Consider the following 17,665-nt stretch of genomic DNA (forward strand, 5'->3'; position numbering starts at 1 on the left):
AATAAGGGCTTCTCGATGTTGGTAGAAAAATACGGCTATATTGTCAGCCGCCATACCCGTGATGTGAATGGCCACATCGAGATGTACTTATTTGTGAAAACCCCTGAAGGAACGGTTAAGGTGTTGCCTGACCGGCAACTGAGTGTATTTTTCACGGATGCACCCTTAGCGTTTTTTACTTCCAGTGACTTCCCGTCTCAGATTACTGGCATTGAGTTTCACGAATGCGCTTATCGCTCCTTCGATAATGTCCCCGTTGTTATGGTCCGAAGCAGCAGCCTACTGCTTCATCAACAAATAACCAAGCTCGTGAAACAAAGCGGTTATGCTCTGTTTGAAGAGGACATTAAAGCGCACAATCGTTATTTGATGGAGCGACATGTTCGCGGGGCCATTCGTTTTGTTGGGGAAGCTGATCCTACTGGGCAGACATTTCATCAAGCACGAGTTATCGCAGGAGACTGGCAGCCTAGTTGGCGGGTGTGGTCCCTGGACATCGAAACGTCGGTGTCTACTAATACACTCTTATCCATTGGTATTACGGCGGTTGATGTACGCGTCGCTTTTGTAGTGACCAATCAGCGCCCTGATCTTACCGATTCGTTGGCGGATGTTGAATGCTTTGAAGACGAAAAAAGCCTATTGCTGGCTTTTATACGCTTTGTGAAAAAGCATTCTCCAGACATTTTTATTGGCTGGAATCTAATCGGTTTTGATTTGCAATTCATTGATAAGCGCTGTCAAGCGCTAGGGATTCGTCCCGCGTTTGGCGTGAATGGCGAAAGTTGGACCATTCGTTCTTCTGAAAATCAAGGAAAGTATTTTGCCACCATTCCAGGCCGAGTCGCTCTTGACGGCATTGCTTTACTCAAGGTCGGTGGGTATCAATTTGAGTCGTTCAGTTTAAACAACGTCAGCAAAGAAATCCTTAACGACACCAAACTGCTGCATGGAAATCAGCGATGGCAAGATATTGAGCGTTTACACAGAGACGATCTAAGCGCCTTTATAGCTTACAACCTTCAAGATTGTGACCTAGTGTTACGAATTTTCGACAAACTTAAACTCATAGAGTTACAGCAAACAAGAGTGGATTTGACCGGCATTCCATTTGAGCAAACAGGCGGTTCTGTTGCCGCGTTTGAAAATCTTTATCTGCCTCGATTGCATGGAGCGGGGTTTGTGGCACCCGCGTGGAGCGACGATGAGTATGTTGCGAGCCCGGGTGGTTTTGTGATGTCGTCTATTCCGGGCTTATATAAAAACGTCTTGGTATTTGACTTCAAAAGCCTATATCCAAGCATTATTCGTACCTTTCATATTGACCCTTTAGCGCGGGTCGTCGCGAAACACCTCGCCACATCGACACAGTTACCTAACGACGCGCCGTCTCTTTCACTATTAAACACGGATGTGGTGCCGGGGTTTCTTGGTGCACACTTCGATCGCCATAGCGCGATTTTACCCGCACTGGTAAGCGAACTGGCCGATGCTCGTGAACGCGCTAAGCAATCGGATAACCGTATTTTAAGTTATGCAATCAAGATCATTATGAATTCGTTTTATGGTGTGCTGGGCTCTACAGTGTGCCGTTTTTATCATGCTGAATTAGCGAGCTCGATTACCATGCGTGGTCATGAGTTATTGGATCGCACCAAGCATTGGATGGAAGCACGTGGCGCCAAGGTCATTTATGGTGATACAGATTCTTTATTTGTCACTCTAGGTGAAAGCAATGTACCTCAACGCAATGTACCTCAACGGAATGTACCTCAACGGAATGTACCTGAAGGTCGTTTAATGGAAGACAACCTAAACGGCGATGGAACTCAAAGCCCTCAACGGCAAGGGGAAATACTGCGAGATCACATCAATGCGTGTTTGTCACATTGGTGCCAAGATTATGCGCAACTAGATTCCCATTTAGAATTGGAATTCGAACGTGTCTATGATCGTTTTTTTATGCCGACCATTCGAGGAACGCAAGAAGGCAGTAAAAAACGCTATGCAGGAAAATCCGCCGGAACGTTGGTTTTTAAAGGTTTAGAAGCGGCAAGGACAGATTGGACGCCATTGGCACGGCAATTCCAACGCACCTTGTTTGAAAAAATATTTAATGACGAAAATCCGGTGAGCTTTATACAGGAAACAATAAATGCCCTACGATCTGGTCAATACGACGACCAACTGGTCTACAGCAAGCAATTAAGTCGCCCTGTGTCGGCTTATACCAAAAACAAGCCGCCTCATGTACGCGCAGCCGCTATGATCGACGCTAAACGAGCTGAGCAAGGCCTTCCACCAGAATACAGCAAGGGTCGACAGCGAGTGTCTTACGTATATCAACGCAGCGGCGTGGTGCCATTCGAAAGCGCAAACGATTTAACCGACCTAGATTACGAGCACTACATAGAGAAACAAATCGAGCCGATTGCCGAAAGTATTTTGCCTTTTTTTAACACAACGATGGACCGTTTAACATCACAACAAATTTCTTTGTTGTGATGTTAAGCTTTTGAGATCGGCATGTGTCTTAAAGTGGAATTTGAAAAACGCGCGCGGTATTGGCTCGCGTTGCTTCAATTAATGCCCTCATGTCTATGTTCTTTAGTCGAGCCACTTCTTCGGCAACGTAAGGCAAGTATTTAGGATGATTTTTTTTGGGGCGAGGCCGAATAGTGCGTGGCAGCAAGTAGGGGGCGTCGGTTTCTAATAACAAGCGATCTAGGGGGATATGAGGAATCGCAGCTTGTAACTCAGCGCCACGGCGTTCATCGCACACCCAGCCTGTAATGCCAATGCACAAACCTAATGCCAAATACTCGTCTAATTCTGCTCGACTGCCCGTAAAACAGTGAATTACCGACTTTTGAGCCAAGTCTGGGTGCTGTTTGAGCGTTGCGATCATTTCTTGATGGGCGTCTCTTTCATGCAAATATAAGGGTAATTGACACTGCGTAGCCAGTTCGATTTGAGCGTGAAAAGCGGCTCTTTGCTCGTTTGGTGTTGAGTAGTTACGGTTAAAGTCTAAGCCCGTTTCACCCATTGCTACGGGGCGCTGGGCTTGGATAAGAGCCTCACAGAGCGCTTTGCTGTCATTTGTCCATGTTTTCGCTTGATGAGGATGACAACCTACTGTGTGCCATAGCCCTAAATGCTGCTGACTTAAAGCGTGTATTGTCTGGCTTTCTTCTAGGTCCGAAGCGATACATATCATGCCGGTAACGCCGGTTTCTTTCATCTCTGACAAGACCACGCTTAGGTCATTCAGGAAAAACGAATGGTTAATGTTGACACCGATGTCGATCATATAATTCTCATTTAGGGTGGGGTAAATGTCGTCACCGAACGCATATATTGTGCGCATAAGATCAGTTTACACAAAAAACTACTGTAACCATCAAGCGAATACAATATCATGAGGAAAACCTATTAACGCCTCAATTAAAAATGTTTGGAGTAAAATATGGCAAGCATGTTAGACGCTGTAGACCAAAGAACCAAGTTAGTCGGTGAGAATCGCCTAGAATTATTGATGTTCCAACTTGGTGGCATGCAAATGTTTGCAATCAACGTTTTCAAAGTTCAAGAGGTGGTACAGCTCCCACGGTTGAATTTAATGCCACATAGGCATTCTTCTGTCGCTGGCGTCACACATTTTCGTGGTAGAACGATTCCTGTTATTGATCTGTCAGAATCGATTGGTATGAGGCCCATTGATAGAACACAGCCTTGTAATTTGATTGTGACGGAATACAACAATACCGTACAAGGATTTATGGTGGGTGATGTCGATCGCATTATCAATATGAATTGGACGGAAATACTGCCGCCGCCCGATGGTACAGGGCGCCAACATTATCTGACGGCCATTACACGAGTGAATGATCGTATTGTGGAAATCATCGATGTTGAAAAAGTACTGGCTGAAATATCACCTTACGACAGCCGAGTCAGCGACGATGTGATTGATACTGCATTATTAGAGCACGCCAAAGGTCTTGAGGTGCTGGTGGTAGATGATTCGTCAGTTGGCCTTGCGCAATGTCGCTCTACGTTAGATTATATGGGCATTAAAGTTCACGAAGCGACAGATGGCAAACGAGGGCTCGAAAAACTCAAAAAATGGGCCGCCGAAGGTGAAGATGTACCGAGTAAATTGCTCATGATGATCACGGATGCCGAGATGCCTGAAATGGACGGCTATCGACTAACCCGTGAAGTGCGTGAAGACCCAAGGCTGAAAGATTTACACATCGTTTTACATACTTCACTAAGTGGTAGTTTTAACAAAGCGATGGTGCAAAAAGTTGGGTGTGATGACTTTTTATCCAAATTCCAACCGGACAAACTCGCTTCATTAATTCAAGATCGTATACGGATGGTTATTGATAAAGGCTAGTGTATCGATGAGATTGATTGATTTTTGCTCACTCACACCGTCATAAAAAGTATAAAAGCAGACACGAGTCTGCTTTTTTTTAAGCCGACTTTTTAAACAATTTTCTACGCATTTCTTCTTCTATTTTTTATTTTTCGCCATTATATGATGCTAAATATTGACATACTTTTATTATTGCTGCTTGTTGGAGCGGCGACTGGATCGACCATCGCGCTGATTAGGGTATCTCCCACTTTTATTGCGATACCTGCTTTGTATCTTTTTTTTCCTGTATTTGGTTATTCATTCGAAGATCATGTTTTGCCGATCGTGGCGACCTGTATAACGGCTTTTATTCCCATCCAACTGTACATTTGGATAAACGCAATGAAAGCCAATGCCGTTGACTCGACATCGTTGATTCATTTTGCCCCTGGTATTGCCATGGGAGGGGTTATCGGGGCGCAGCTTCTTTCAATTATCAGTGTGTTGGTTTTTAAGGTTGCGTTCTCTGTGGTGGTCCTATTCGCTTTGTTTGCGCTTCTTTTTCCAATTAAAGCTGACAGCAAGAACAATAATACACAGAAGCGTTTTATCGATTTACCCTTAGGGTTGCTCGTTGGCATTGTTTCCCTATTATCGGGTAATAACGGGCAAGATCTTAGCTATATGCTGAGCCGACTCAAAAAAGTCAGCGTCGGTCTCATCGACGGCACAACGGCTGGATTTGTCGTTTTTAGCTCGATTGCGGCGATGATCGGCTTTATTTTTCCCGCCAAGCCGTTTAATGACTTGGGATTATCAGGTTTTGCTGGGGCAATTCATCTACCTTCATTGGGTGTTTTAGCGTTAGCGCATACGGTGTTTTATTGGCTATGTCGGCACCGTGGTAATGCGTTGGACAAAAAGGTTTTAGCGGTGAGCGTGATGATTTTTTTGGCTTGTTCCGTGGTTCGAATCTGGTGGTAAATGGCACTCGATAGGCTTGGTATTTGAACGATTGGCCCCATTATGGTGTGATATACATGTTAAACAAATTCAAAGGTACAAGATGAAAAATACCAGTGACTATGGCGTTCTAATGATTAACTTAGGCACTCCAGATGGCGCAAATACGGCGGATGTTCGTCGTTTTCTTCGAGAATTTCTTTCTGACAGTCGAGTAGTGGATCTTAATCCTTTGTTATGGAAGCCTATTTTAAATCTGATCATCTTAACAATACGACCTCCTAAGGTGGCGAAAGTATATCAACAAGTGTGGATGGATGAGGGCTCACCTTTGTTGGTGTTAAGTCAACGCTTAAAAGAAAACGTAAAAAAAGCGTTAGCCGAAAAAAATGGCTATGACGTACCTGTTGAATTAGCAATGACTTACGGTAATCCAAGCATGGAAGTCGCCGCGAACGCACTGAGAAAACAAGGGGTCAAAAACATCGTGGTTGTGCCCATGTACCCTCAGTTTTCTGCAACGACAACAGGAGCCGCTTACGATAGATTAATGTCATCTTTAAAACGCTGCCCCCACTGGCCTTCGTTGCAGTTACTGCATGATTACGCCGATCATCCGCTATACATCACTGCGTTGGCTAATTCAATACGTAAACAATGGGAGCAGCAGGGCGAACGTCGGCATCTTGTGTTGTCTTATCATGGCATTCCAAAACGTTATGTTACTAACGGTGATCCTTATGCAAGGCGCTGCAATACAACCAGTAAGCGGGTGGCAGAGGAGCTTGGCTTAAAAGACGATGAGTGGACGCATGTGTATCAATCCCGCTTTGGTCGCGAAGAGTGGCTTAAACCCTACGCGGATGCGACTTTGAAAGCATTTCCTTCAAAAGGGATCAAGAAAATCAATGTCATCAGCCCTGCGTTTTCGATTGATTGCATTGAGACGCTCGAAGAAATCACGTTAGAACTTGGAGACGAGTTCAAGCACAACGGCGGGGAAGCCTTTGAGTATATTCCCGCGTTAAATGACTCTTCTGATCAGGTTGATTTGTATCTTGCTTTAATTGAGCAAAATACCAAGCAATGGACGTCTTTATGACCTCTGACGCCTTAAGCATTAAAACGATTGCGTTTGATGCAGACGACACGCTTTGGCGAAATGAAGACATTTTTATTCATGCTCAAGATGCCTTCATTGAATTGTTGTTACCTTACCAGAATGAGGTCTTTATTCGCTCTCATCTTGGTGAAACACAGGTAAAAAACCTCGCGCACTTTGGTTATGGCATCAAAGGCTTTACGCTGTCGATGATTGAAACCGCCATTGAATTGACAGAAGGGCGTATTTCAGGGAGCGAAATTCATCAAATTATACAGCTTGCCAAGTGTATGTTGGCGTCTCCAGTTGAGTTGCTCGATCAGGTCGAACAGGTTTTAAAGCGGTTGCATGGTCGTTTTCAATTGTTAGTTATTACCAAAGGCGACCTGCTGGACCAAGAAAGTAAGCTAGCGAGGTCAGGGCTTGCCGATTATTTTGATGTCGTTGAAATTGTCAGTGATAAAACGCCCGAAACATACCGTCAAATTTTGCAACGTCATGGATGGAAAGCGGAAGAATTCCTCATGGTGGGGAACTCACTGAAATCAGATGTATTACCTGTTATGGATATTGGTGCTAAAGCGCTGCATATTTCTTATCACAGTACATGGGAGCACGAGCAAGTGAGCGAAGAAGTACTACAGTCTTATCCTTTACTGACTCGTTTAAAAGATATTTCTCAACTTGAAGGCTGGTTACAGCAAACATCATCGCGATAAGGTGAAAGAATGATGAATTTCAAAGTGATATTAGTGTTATTTATTTTATTTTCGTCTCTTGTACAGGCCGATGAAAACGCGTTTGATAAAGCCAAAAGTACGGCACAACAATGGTGGGGAGAAACCAAACAAGCCAGTTCTGACGTGGCACAACGTGCTTCAGAAAAAGCCAGTGTACTCGGTGAAAAAGCCAGTGAGAATGCAAAAGAGACAGGTCTTGTGATTTGGGACAAAATGAAAGAAGTCGGTGTAGCAACTCAAGATAACGCTAAAATAGGCGTGTCAAAGATAAAATCGCTCTTACCTGAGGAAGAATGCAAAGAAGACAGTGCTCTTTGCCTAATTGAGAAACAATAGACCGTGACAGAAAAGCCCTCTAAATTATTTGTTACTCACTGGGAACAAGAGTTCTTAGAGCAAAATGACGCTCAAATAACGTCGGCAAAAGTTCGATACCGATGTCCTAAGTGTGACAGTTTATTGATGTTAAAACAGGGCGCCAATGGTGATTTTTGGGGCTGCGAAGCCTATCCAAATTGTGATTACACCGCAAACAATGAAAACGGAAAACCCGTCAGAGCAAAACGCTACCTATGCCCTTCATGCCAGTCGCCATTGAGAAAAAAAACGTTTAAAGAGAATTCTTTCTGGGGATGCTCTCGTTATCCTGAATGCAAAGTGACCGTCGAAGATGACAAAGGAATTCCATCAAGTACGAAGAAATACCCTTGTCGGCTTTGCGGTCATTATTTGATTAGAAAAAAGAGCAAGAATGGTTACTTCTGGGGCTGTGTGACCTATCCGACGTGCACTCATACTTTAAACGATAACAATGGACTGCCTGTACCAAAGAAAAAATAGTAAATGCCTGCTGCGAAATGATTGGTTATTAATTATAGAAATATTTCATTCTCTCAACTTTCAACTTTCAACTAATTACTGATTTTCAATGTCTTCAAGCGCTTTCTCAATCGTATCAAACGAAAACTCGAAGCCTTGCTGCTCAAGACGTTTAGGCACAATTTTAGCCCCTTCAGTCAATAAGCAAGCCATTTCGCCAAATATCGCATTTAACATCCATCTAGGTGTCGGCAAAACAGCAGGTCGATTTAATGAACGAGCATACGCTTTCGCGAAGTGCTGTTGCTCTATCAATTCAGCAGCGACAAGGTTGTATTCGCCCACATAGTCTTGGTCGCGCATCGCCGTTGTAATGGCGTTAACCACATCGTCTATATGAACCCAAGAAAACCATTGCTTGCCACCAGCAATAGGACCTCCTGCACCGAGTTTAAAAGGCAGACGCATTTTATTCAGCGCACCACCTCTACCTAAGACAACACCCAACCTAAAAATGACAATTCGCGTTTGATCATTTAAGAAGGCGTGGGCTGAGTCTTCCCATGCTTTACAAAGTTCATGAGAAAAACCACCCTTTGGAGGCGTATCTTCCGAAAATACCCCGTGACGCGCGACCCCATAGAAACCGATGGCCGACATTGAAATAACCAAAGAAGGAGGGTGCTGCAATGCTAAACGGACTGAGTCTGTCAATGTCACTCGGCTATCGTAAAGGTGTTTTTTACGCTTCTCAGTCCAGGGTTTGCTGGCGATATTTTCACCCGCTAAGTTAATGAAAACATCTATTTTTTTGTCAATATTAGAAAGTGTCTCTAGGGTGAACTGTCTAACGCTGGAGTGGAGTCGAGTGTCAATTTTTCTAACAACGGCGTAAATATTATGTTCGTTTGGAGACAATGATTTTAGCAGCGATTGCCCAATAAACCCCGTTGCACCCGATACTAAAATGTTCATGTTGGCGTCCTTTGATTATAACAATTCTTTTATTTTACGTTTAAAAAAGGAAATAGGATCAATGACTTCTCGATTTTAATTTAGGGTGACGATTTTTCATAAATAACCCTTAAAGAATACAGCCTTTTTTGTTCTGCACCTTCTTTTTATGCCATAGGATGGCTAAAATGATGCATTAACGAATTATTAGGTATTGAGATGCTACGCAAAGAATACGATCACATTATCCTACTGGCACACGGCAGCCCGGACCCTCTCTGGAAACAGCCTTTCGAAGCCTTGTACGCGCAAGTTACTCAAACGTATGGCGAAAACAATGTCAGCCTTGCCTATATGGAAATGACCACGCCTTCTCTGGAAGACGCCGTGGCAATGCTTGGAAGCACAGTGAAAAGCGTGGCGGTATTGCCGTTATTTTTGGCTGTTGGTCGTCATTTGAGGCACGATGTTCCTACACAAATCACCGCCTTACAAAGAGAAGATCTTCACCTAACATTGTTACCACCTATTGGTGATGATGAGTTGGTAAAAAAAGCCATGGAAACAGCTGTCGCTAATCACCTAGGTAAAGTATAAGAATGCCGTTTGTTAGTGTGCTGCAAAACTACGTAGCCCAAGAAAGCGCTGTTCGTAAAAACGCGGTTCAAAACTATTTATAGCTGGAGCACAATGGATGTTATTTAAGCATTTGCCTGATGAAATTTTTCAGGCATTGAGCGGCTCTAATAGAGCGCTGGTGGAAGCGGTATTAAAAGATCTAGCTGAGATATTTTATGATCACGCCGAAGATCCGATTAAAGACAAATCGGTTATTATCGAATCCATTGAAGACACGCTTCACAAGCTGGACACTGTTGCTTGGCACGACGACCAAAAAGAACCCTTCGATTCGCCTAAAACCCTCCATGATTATGCGCTTCGGATTTATCATCGCTTAGTAAACACGGGCTGGTTAGTTGAAGAGCAAGAGCTGTATCGTGTTAGCGTGTTGATGACCCCACAAATCTCCATGTTATTAAGGTCGCTTATTGAGATAAGCCAACACGGCAAGCGTAATTATGGGGCAACGGTTTTGAGTATTTTGAGCAACCTCGAATCGGTTGCTAAACACCCCAAAGAACGTGGTGTCACACTCAGCCAATCGGCCGAAGCCTCTCGAGAATTTTCAGCGCATCTTAACCAAATTCTGCTTGGCATTCGCAGTTTACAACGAGAATTGTTTGATAGCCGTGACCCCAAAGCCATTGTTGCCGGCTTTTTTGATCTATTTGTAGAAGGTATCTTAATCGCTGACTACAAAACACTGAAAACCAGTAACAATCCTTTTCGCTTTAGACGTCAAATATTAGAATTAGCCCAATCGTTTTTAAGTGATTCCAAGACGATGAAGGAAGTGGCTCAGTGCTATGTTGATCAGCAGCTTATTTCCATGGACAAAGCACTTGTCATGGTTGAGAAAGATTGCCGCGACATCATTCAAACGTTTAGCAATATCGAACAGCGCTTAGAACGTATTGATGAATACCGTTATCGACTCGAAAAAAGAGCGGCGGATACAGCGCGCTATATGGACAGTTCGCGACCTGGTATGGCCAACAAAATAGCGGGCATTATCAGTGATGCGGCTTCTTATCATTCTCTGCCAGTGCTTAAAGGAATGATAGGAGCAAAGTTTGTCGGAGTGGCCTCTGCAGCACAGCCTTCTCGTCGTAGAGAGCCACCTCCGCCTCGTATTATGACCCCTGTCGAAGTGTCTGCTCAGGCCATCATAATTCGAGACCAACAACGTCGTTTTCATGAAGCCCGTCAAGTCACTCTTCCTAAAATGCAGAGTTATTTGGAAAAGCAATTAGCCACTGGACGAACAAAGCACATTTTAGACTTTACTATTGAGTCTGTTGAAGATTTCGTCTGCTTTGACCACTTGCGCTATGTTGGGTCTTTGGGTGTAAATGCAAAGAAAATTGAAGACGAATTTGAAATACAATTTACCCACACCTATTTGGATGTGCATAACTTCGTTGAGTGTCGCGAATTTAATGTGGTACGTAGGAGCAAAGCGTAATGCTGAGAGAACTAAAAAAAGTGGTGGAAGAGTCTGGAAAAGACGCGCAAGAATTCCAGCATACGGCCAACTTCCTAATTGCGAATCAGTTTGCCAGTGCCTACAAGCACGGCCAGCGTAAACATTATTTACTGTTGGAGTCTTACCAAGACTATTTTGGTCGTCTGTTTGACGCACTTGGCATGACGCTGTATCTCAATGAAAATGAGCGCTTGGCGGGGCTTTTACCGGTCCAAAAAGAAGCCTTTGTTCGACTTAAAACAGACGAGACTTTGTTTTTATTAGTGCTACGTCAGATTTATGAAGAAAAGATCGAGAATTTCGAAGTCGATAATGGTTTTGTGGCTACGGATACCCGCCATGTTTTAAACCGCTTTGTGCAGTTGGTCAAACGTGACATTCCTAATGAAACACGCTTCAAAGATATCTTGGCGTTGCTAAGTCGACATGGCGTATTGATTCGGGGCAAATCTTATGAAGAAGACAGCAAGAATCAGATAATCAATATTACGCCAGTTGTTCGTTTAATCGTGACAGAAGCTTATTTAAGACAATTAGAGTCATTCAACGATACAGATCCTGATGAAGATGATGTTGTTGAACTGGAAGCCAACGACGCACAAGACACTCCTCAGGATTAGGGCCATAACATGAAAAAGCTGAATCGAATCGTATTAGTGAACTGGTATCTACTGGGCGCAGAAGAAATTAATATTCGTGGCAACACGGCCATTATTGGACCGACAGGGTCGGGCAAATCGTCGTTATTAGATGCCATTCAAACGGTATTAACAGGAGCCAGTAAGCGCCATCTCAATTACAACGCCAGTGCCAACGATGGTAAAGCTAGCGGTCGAAGTATCCGTTCTTATATATTAGGAATGATCGATTCAGGCTCTGCCAATATAAAAAGCCTAGGAACACAACCTAGGCAAGACGCGACGAGTTACCTGGCCCTAGTGTTTGAAGACAGTAAAACAGGCAAAGAGTCCAGTGTCGGCTTAGCGTTAAGCGCTTCTTTGTCTTCACCGGAAGAAGATGTACTTGGTCGTTTTGTGTTGTCCAACGTGGGCGTTAGAAAATCCGATTTTATCGATGCATTGGAAGGGAAAAGTTACCAAGCAAAACCATGGATTGAAGTCCGTGAAACGATGAAAAAAACAGCTCTGGACCCTTACATTAAATCGGGCAGTGCGTCAGCAACACAATATATTAATCGTTACCTTGAAGAGTTAAGCCCAAGTGCAGACCACCTCATAACATTAGACAGCTTTTTAAAGAACTTTAAAAATGCGCTGAAATTTGTCCCCATTGCCTCACCCACGCGCTTTGTACAAGACTTTGTATTGGCAGAAGCGCCTTTACAAATTGGGGCGTATCAAAAGTCTTTGAACGAATATCGCCAACTTGAAGCCAAAACGCTTGAAGTAGCTAAGCGCATTGATGACCTCGAGCTGATCAAACAAGATTGCGAAAAAAAGCACCAACAAGAACAAAGTTCGGTTAATTATCAGTGGATTGCCACAGAAGCACGTTTTGATGAACTCGGTGCCAAACAAGACGACATTCAAGATCAATATGAATTACAAAAAGAACGCGAAGAAGAAATAGAAGAGGAGTTAGCCACACAAGCCAGCCTGATCAAACAACTGCAAAGTCAATTGTTACGGTTTGAGCAGCAGTATGAACACTCTGATGTCGGCTTGAAACTTCAACAATTAGAACAAAATAAAAAGCTTCTGGTTCTGCAATCGCAGCAAGATCAAAAAGCCGTTTTACAAGTTCGCCAACTGACCTTGTTACTGTCATCTTTACAGTCTTACGATACACTTTTATCTACGGATACAATAAATTTAGTCAAAGAGTTTGCCCAGTTTGACGGTTTAATCTCTGAAACTGGACAGGTAGAAGGCAATTTAAAACCGCTCACACAAAGACTAGTGGCATTAAATGCATTACTGGACAAAGAGAAAGCGCAGGTGTTTGCACAGCGATCCCTTTTAAACCGTAACATTTTAAACTTAAAAGACGAATGTAAGCAGTTAGAGTCTGATGTGTCTTCGTTAAAAGGTGGCGTTAGTCCCTTATCACAAAACACCAAACGTCTCATCGCCTTGCTAAACGAAGCAAACATCACAGCAACACCATTAAGCCATCTTTCTGAGGTAACAGATAGGAAGTGGCAGGATGCCATAGAAGGGTATTTAGGCGCTCAACGTGAAGCCCTAATTGTTGAACCTGACGATGCAGAGGCGGCGATTCGTATCTTTCGTGCGCACAGGCGACAACTTATGGGATGTCGTGTTATTGACACGACTCAAACCCGACTCTGGTTAAACCGTGGTGATCAAAACTCCGCCTTACGCTTTATTCGGTGTAACAACGATCATGCGCAAGCCTATCTCAACCGTCGCCTTGGCGGCATTAAACCTGTTGAAACCGAACGAGAACTGTTGCGAGAAGACAGTGCCATGACCGCAGATGGCATGTTGAAGTTAGCAGGCACCATTTCTACCATTCGATTTGTCTCTCATATGATGGTGGGTATTAATACTGATGGGATGCGTGAATCTCGTGAAAAGCAGCTTGCCAACCTTAGTGCGGAACTAATGGACTTTTTAAAGGCAGATCAACGTCTTGAGCAAGCCGATTCCCTATTGGGCCGTGTGATGGCTAATAATCAGTTTGACGTTGATGTGATAGGAAATGCCAGTCATACACTGACTCGATTGACACAGGAATTAGAGTCTGTCGAAGCAGAAATTTCTCAGTTGCAACAGCATGATGATACGGAATTACAAGAGCGCATCGAAGCGCTTAAGTTGCGAATTGCTAATGTTGAGCTGGAGCAGAAAAAATTAGACCGCGAGCGTCAGCAAATTGCGGAACAATTTGGCGCTTTGAACACACAAAAAAGCCAGTTAAGTTCGGCATTAGCGGCACTTGACGAAGAGAGAAGTCGCTTGACGTCTAATGCAAAGTATAATGCTGAATTTGCGAGTGAACGTTACGCGTTGCTCGAAGGCAGTATGGTAAGTGGGGCGGCGATTTACAAAGAAGCCATCAGTCGAGCCGATAAAGCCAATGAAAAAGCACGTGGGTTTGACCAAAAAGTCCGTAAAGAAGTTGCTGATCATTACGGCAAATATCATCACGCAAATGTAGACGACGACATTCAATTAGATTATTTAGAATCCAAGTTTGAAGAGTTTGAGCACTATGTTATTCATCAGATCGATGTCTTAAGTGAGACCGAACTCGCCAAATACGCAAAACGTGCTGAACTTGCACGTAAAGAAGCCGAAGAGACGTTCCGATCAGACTATGTATCCAAGTTAAAAGATTCTCTTGATCAGGTTGCACACATAATAAGAGAGCTGAACCATAGCCTTAAACGTCGTCCTTTTAACCAGGAAATCTATCAATTTCGTTGCTACCCTAATGGAGACATGAAAGATATTTTAGACTTAGTAGAGCGCTTTAGTGCGCAGGATCACGCCAACGTTGGCGGATTATTTGATCCACATTTAAGTAACGACCCTGATCACGTGCGCGCTATTGCGTCGATTCAGGCACTTATCTCTGATAATGAAAAACACCAAGATTTGGCCGATTACCGTAAGTTCTACAATTTTGAAGTTGACATTCTCGATGCTGAAGGTAACAAGAAAACCACATTAAGTCAGCGGATTCAAACAGGGTCTGGTGGTGAGCATCAAATACCTTTTTATCTTGCGATTGCCGCGGCGTTATCTACGACGTATCGTTTGCATGAAACCACCGACGGTGAAATCGTTGGTGGATTTTCATTAGCAATGTTTGACGAAGCCTTTAACAAGATAGATATGATTAAAACATCCACTTGCATGGGTTTTATGAAAGACATTGGGTTACAAGTCATTGCGGCCGCGCCAGATGACAAGCGTGCTGTTATGGCTGCCAATATGGACACTATTATTAGCGTTTGGCGTGAAGGGGGGGCGGTTTCAATTGATGTTGCCTACCCAAAAGAGAAAGGACAAGTGTTATTAAATGGTCAAAGTGATACCGTTCTTACATCGCCTTAATTCTTAGATACGAGAAAAAAATGATACAAGAAAAAATAGATCAATGTCTAAAAGACTCAATGGATGTGCATTTTATGACACTGGAAAATGAAAGCAGTATGCACAATGTACCTGCGGGAAGCGAATCACACTTTAAGTTGATTTTAGCCAGCGACGCCTTTAAAGGAAAGCGATTAGTGCAGCGGCACCAGCTTGTGTATTCCATTTTGTCAGAGGAAATGAAACAGATTCATGCCTTGGCAATGCACCTGTATACACAAAAGGAATGGACTGAGCGCAACGAAATGGCGCCTTCCTCGCCGCAATGTCATGGGGGAGAGTAAGGTAAATAGCCTTGACTCAATACGATAATGAGCATAACAGTCACTTTAAAAGAAGATCAAGATACGGCTGTCATCGCCGTTGTCGGTAGCTTTGATTTTTCATTATTTAATGACTTTAGAGTCGCTTACAGCGATCTTTTGAAGTCTTATAGGTATTATGTTGTCGACATGACGATGGTGGAATATTTAGACAGCGCGGCACTGGGAATGTTGTTAAGTATGCGGAATTTCATCGCCTCTGACAGCCATATTCAACTCCGCGGAGCCAATGCGTTCATTAAAAATATTCTGATGATTTCTCGTTTTGATAAGCGTTTTGACATTCAATAAGGTCAATGAAATGAAATTATTATGCGTAGACAGTGAGTTCGTTTATCGCGAAATTATTACATTATGCGCAGTGAAAGTTGGTGTAGAAGTCAACACTGTCGCCAATTACGACGAGGCGGTGTCGGCGTTCATCAAGGATAAACCTGATATCGTTACCCTAGATGTGATTGTTAACGGTGGTAGCGGTTTTGAGCTGGTAAAAAAGCTCAAGTCATTGTGTGGAAATCGTTTTGTACCGATGATCTTTTTAGCGTCGCATACCACGGATGCGGTTATGGATACCTGTTTTCAATACGGTGCAGATGACTTCATTCCAAAACCTTTTAACGAAGTATTATTCAATATTCGATTAAAAACACACATGCGTCATATTGAACTAATGAAGGAGATGTATCGTAAAAATAAAGCGCTAACCTATTATCAGGACATGATAGAGCGTGAGCATGAAATGGCTCATCATGTGCTAGACCATATTCAGACTCGGAGCGAAGCCAATTCTCAATACGTGGCGATTACACGTTTGTCAGCGGCCAGTTTTAATGGGGATTTGGCATTAGTGAAAACACGATCCGACGGTGCGCGCTTGGTATTTGTTGGGGATTTCACGGGACACGGACTTCCAGCCTCGATCGGCGCACTGCCTGTGATGCAGGCTTTTTTTGATGCGGTCGATGATTTGCTGGATATTGATGAATTGGCAGAAAAAATCAATCGAATATTGATCGGCATTTTGCCCGATTACATGTTCTGTGCAGGTTACCTTATTTTGATAGTGCCAGGTGGAAAGATTTTATACTGGGGTGGAGGGATGCCAAATGCTCTAATCCGACGAATAGATGGTCACATTGATTATTTAGTCTCTCATCATATGCCATTGGGTATTCTTGGTATTGAGGAGTTTGAGGCAGATTTACAAAGCAACCAATTACAACTTGGCGATACGCTGGTGATTGTTTCTGACGGGGTATTGGAACTGAAGAACAGCGAAGACGACATGCTGGGCGACAACAAAGTGAAAGTCATGATTTCTCAGGTATATGCCAATGATGACCTATTGGCTGCTCAGCAATCTATAGAGCGTAGACTGTACGACTACCGTGGAGATTCAGTGCAACTTGACGACATCACTCTCGTTGCACTAAGAAGTACCTGTTCCAAATAGCCTAACGTTACTCGTTTCTGAGAAGCGTTACTTTTTCTTATTCTTATTCTTACTGCTTTGTTTTTTCGGTTGAGCCTTTGGAAAAGGTCTCTTCTCTGGCTCAGAACGTAATACCAAGAATAAATCCGTGACGACTTCTGGTATTTGAGCAATACAAGACTGGGTCAGCTTTTCACTCGAGCGAATGTCAACCACTTCTTCATCATCGAACAAGTCTGACGCCACCATGATAGGCAATAATAATTCAGCGACGACTTCTTCTTTTTCTGACTCAAACCAATGGCTCTCGGTCATAAAAACCCCTTCCATGAAGCCTGTCGCCCATTCCTGTAATTCACTTAACTCGTCTGGAGACTGAGCCATTTCCAATTCACATGGCACCATAAAGCCGTCTTCAGACTCCAGCTCTTGTTGTATGTCGACATAGAGGCGAGATAAATACTGTAGGATCTGTTTTTCTTGCTTGCCATTAAGAAACTGTGGGGGCGCTTCAAAAATAACGGGTAACCATTGTTCTTCGGCTATTTGAACAGGACAAATAGACAATGCCGTCAGAAACCCATGCGCCATGACAAAGTTCTGACATTCCTCATGAACCTGATCCGACTCCAAAAAAATTTCTAACGTCTCTAACTCAAGATCATCAAGAGGTTGATGTGCCATGTAAATGTTTCCCTAATGCAAATTAAGGTTCGATTCTAGCGAAAAGACAGTAAAAAATCGATGCACAAAAGCCTACGTTAAGAGATAATT

17 protein-coding genes are annotated in these 17,665 nt (G+C 43.4%); 14 read left to right on the top strand and 3 right to left on the bottom strand.

The window, feature by feature from the left end:
* Positions 1 to 15 precede the first annotated feature (15 nt).
* Positions 16 to 2,505 (top strand): DNA polymerase II, encoded by a 2,490-nt coding sequence (locus FXV75_RS07755; protein WP_148832268.1) that lies wholly within the window; start codon positions 16 to 18, stop codon positions 2,503 to 2,505.
* Positions 2,506 to 2,533: 28 nt separating this feature from the next.
* Here FXV75_RS07755 and FXV75_RS07760 read toward each other — a convergent pair whose 3' ends face one another.
* Positions 2,534 to 3,310, bottom strand: a complete 777-nt coding sequence (locus FXV75_RS07760) for a TatD family hydrolase (RefSeq protein ID WP_148832270.1) — start codon at positions 3,308 to 3,310, stop codon at positions 2,534 to 2,536.
* Positions 3,311 to 3,466: 156 nt separating this feature from the next.
* On the opposite strand from FXV75_RS07760, the gene FXV75_RS07765 reads away from it, so the two are divergent.
* The 6 genes from FXV75_RS07765 to FXV75_RS07790 all read left to right on the top strand — a co-directional run bounded on the left by FXV75_RS07765 (position 3,467) and on the right by FXV75_RS07790 (position 8,011).
* Positions 3,467 to 4,402, top strand: coding sequence for a chemotaxis protein CheV (locus tag FXV75_RS07765; RefSeq protein WP_148832271.1), 936 nt, complete (start codon positions 3,467 to 3,469; stop codon positions 4,400 to 4,402).
* 144 nt (positions 4,403 to 4,546) lie between these two features.
* The gene (locus tag FXV75_RS07770) at positions 4,547 to 5,350 is read left to right on the top strand and encodes a sulfite exporter TauE/SafE family protein (protein WP_148832273.1); all 804 of its coding nucleotides are present in this window, start codon (positions 4,547 to 4,549) and stop codon (positions 5,348 to 5,350) included.
* An 82-nt stretch (positions 5,351 to 5,432) separates the two neighbouring features.
* Complete coding sequence (hemH, locus tag FXV75_RS07775; protein WP_148832275.1) at positions 5,433 to 6,431, top strand: ferrochelatase; 999 nt, start codon at positions 5,433 to 5,435, stop codon at positions 6,429 to 6,431.
* The gene (locus tag FXV75_RS07780; protein ID WP_148832277.1) at positions 6,428 to 7,150 is read left to right on the top strand and encodes an HAD family hydrolase; all 723 of its coding nucleotides are present in this window, start codon (positions 6,428 to 6,430) and stop codon (positions 7,148 to 7,150) included. The genes hemH and FXV75_RS07780 overlap by 4 nt, the downstream gene beginning before the upstream one ends.
* Before the next feature lie 9 nt (positions 7,151 to 7,159).
* On the top strand, positions 7,160 to 7,507 hold the full coding sequence (locus tag FXV75_RS07785) for a hypothetical protein (RefSeq protein WP_148832278.1): 348 nt from the start codon (positions 7,160 to 7,162) through the stop codon (positions 7,505 to 7,507).
* A gap of 3 nt (positions 7,508 to 7,510) precedes the next feature.
* Positions 7,511 to 8,011, top strand: coding sequence for a type I DNA topoisomerase (locus FXV75_RS07790; protein ID WP_148832280.1), 501 nt, complete (start codon positions 7,511 to 7,513; stop codon positions 8,009 to 8,011).
* Positions 8,012 to 8,086: 75 nt separating this feature from the next.
* On the opposite strand, the gene FXV75_RS07795 is transcribed toward FXV75_RS07790, so the two are convergent.
* Positions 8,087 to 8,965, bottom strand: a complete 879-nt coding sequence (locus tag FXV75_RS07795; RefSeq protein WP_148832282.1) for a TIGR01777 family oxidoreductase — start codon at positions 8,963 to 8,965, stop codon at positions 8,087 to 8,089.
* A 198-nt stretch (positions 8,966 to 9,163) separates the two neighbouring features.
* Here FXV75_RS07795 and FXV75_RS07800 point away from each other — a divergent pair, with 198 nt between their 5' ends.
* The 7 genes from FXV75_RS07800 to FXV75_RS07830 all read left to right on the top strand — a co-directional run bounded on the left by FXV75_RS07800 (position 9,164) and on the right by FXV75_RS07830 (position 16,912).
* Entirely contained in the window at positions 9,164 to 9,541 is a 378-nt protein-coding gene (locus tag FXV75_RS07800) for a sirohydrochlorin chelatase (RefSeq protein ID WP_148832284.1), read from the top strand.
* 97 nt (positions 9,542 to 9,638) lie between these two features.
* A complete protein-coding gene (locus FXV75_RS07805; RefSeq protein WP_148832286.1) occupies positions 9,639 to 11,030 on the top strand; it encodes a Wadjet anti-phage system protein JetA family protein in 1,392 nt (463 codons plus the stop codon).
* On the top strand, positions 11,030 to 11,671 hold the full coding sequence (locus tag FXV75_RS07810; RefSeq protein WP_148832288.1) for a DUF4194 domain-containing protein: 642 nt from the start codon (positions 11,030 to 11,032) through the stop codon (positions 11,669 to 11,671). Before FXV75_RS07805 ends, FXV75_RS07810 begins: the two co-directional genes overlap by 1 nt.
* 9 nt (positions 11,672 to 11,680) lie before the next feature.
* The gene (locus tag FXV75_RS07815) at positions 11,681 to 15,097 is read left to right on the top strand and encodes an SbcC/MukB-like Walker B domain-containing protein (protein ID WP_148832289.1); all 3,417 of its coding nucleotides are present in this window, start codon (positions 11,681 to 11,683) and stop codon (positions 15,095 to 15,097) included.
* Positions 15,098 to 15,117: 20 nt separating this feature from the next.
* Complete coding sequence (locus tag FXV75_RS07820) at positions 15,118 to 15,420, top strand: BolA/IbaG family iron-sulfur metabolism protein (protein ID WP_148832291.1); 303 nt, start codon at positions 15,118 to 15,120, stop codon at positions 15,418 to 15,420.
* 27 nt (positions 15,421 to 15,447) lie between these two features.
* Positions 15,448 to 15,750: an STAS domain-containing protein gene (locus FXV75_RS07825; RefSeq protein ID WP_148832293.1), complete on the top strand. Its 303-nt coding sequence runs from the start codon at positions 15,448 to 15,450 to the stop codon at positions 15,748 to 15,750.
* Positions 15,751 to 15,760: 10 nt separating this feature from the next.
* Complete coding sequence (locus FXV75_RS07830; RefSeq protein ID WP_148832294.1) at positions 15,761 to 16,912, top strand: SpoIIE family protein phosphatase; 1,152 nt, start codon at positions 15,761 to 15,763, stop codon at positions 16,910 to 16,912.
* A 27-nt stretch (positions 16,913 to 16,939) separates the two neighbouring features.
* On the opposite strand, the gene FXV75_RS07835 is transcribed toward FXV75_RS07830, so the two are convergent.
* A complete protein-coding gene (locus tag FXV75_RS07835) occupies positions 16,940 to 17,575 on the bottom strand; it encodes a YecA family protein (RefSeq protein WP_148832296.1) in 636 nt (211 codons plus the stop codon).
* Positions 17,576 to 17,665 lie beyond the last annotated feature (90 nt).

This window comes from Marinomonas sp. IMCC 4694 (genome assembly GCF_008122525.1).
In the GTDB taxonomy this organism is placed as follows: Bacteria; Pseudomonadota; Gammaproteobacteria; order Pseudomonadales; family Marinomonadaceae; genus Marinomonas.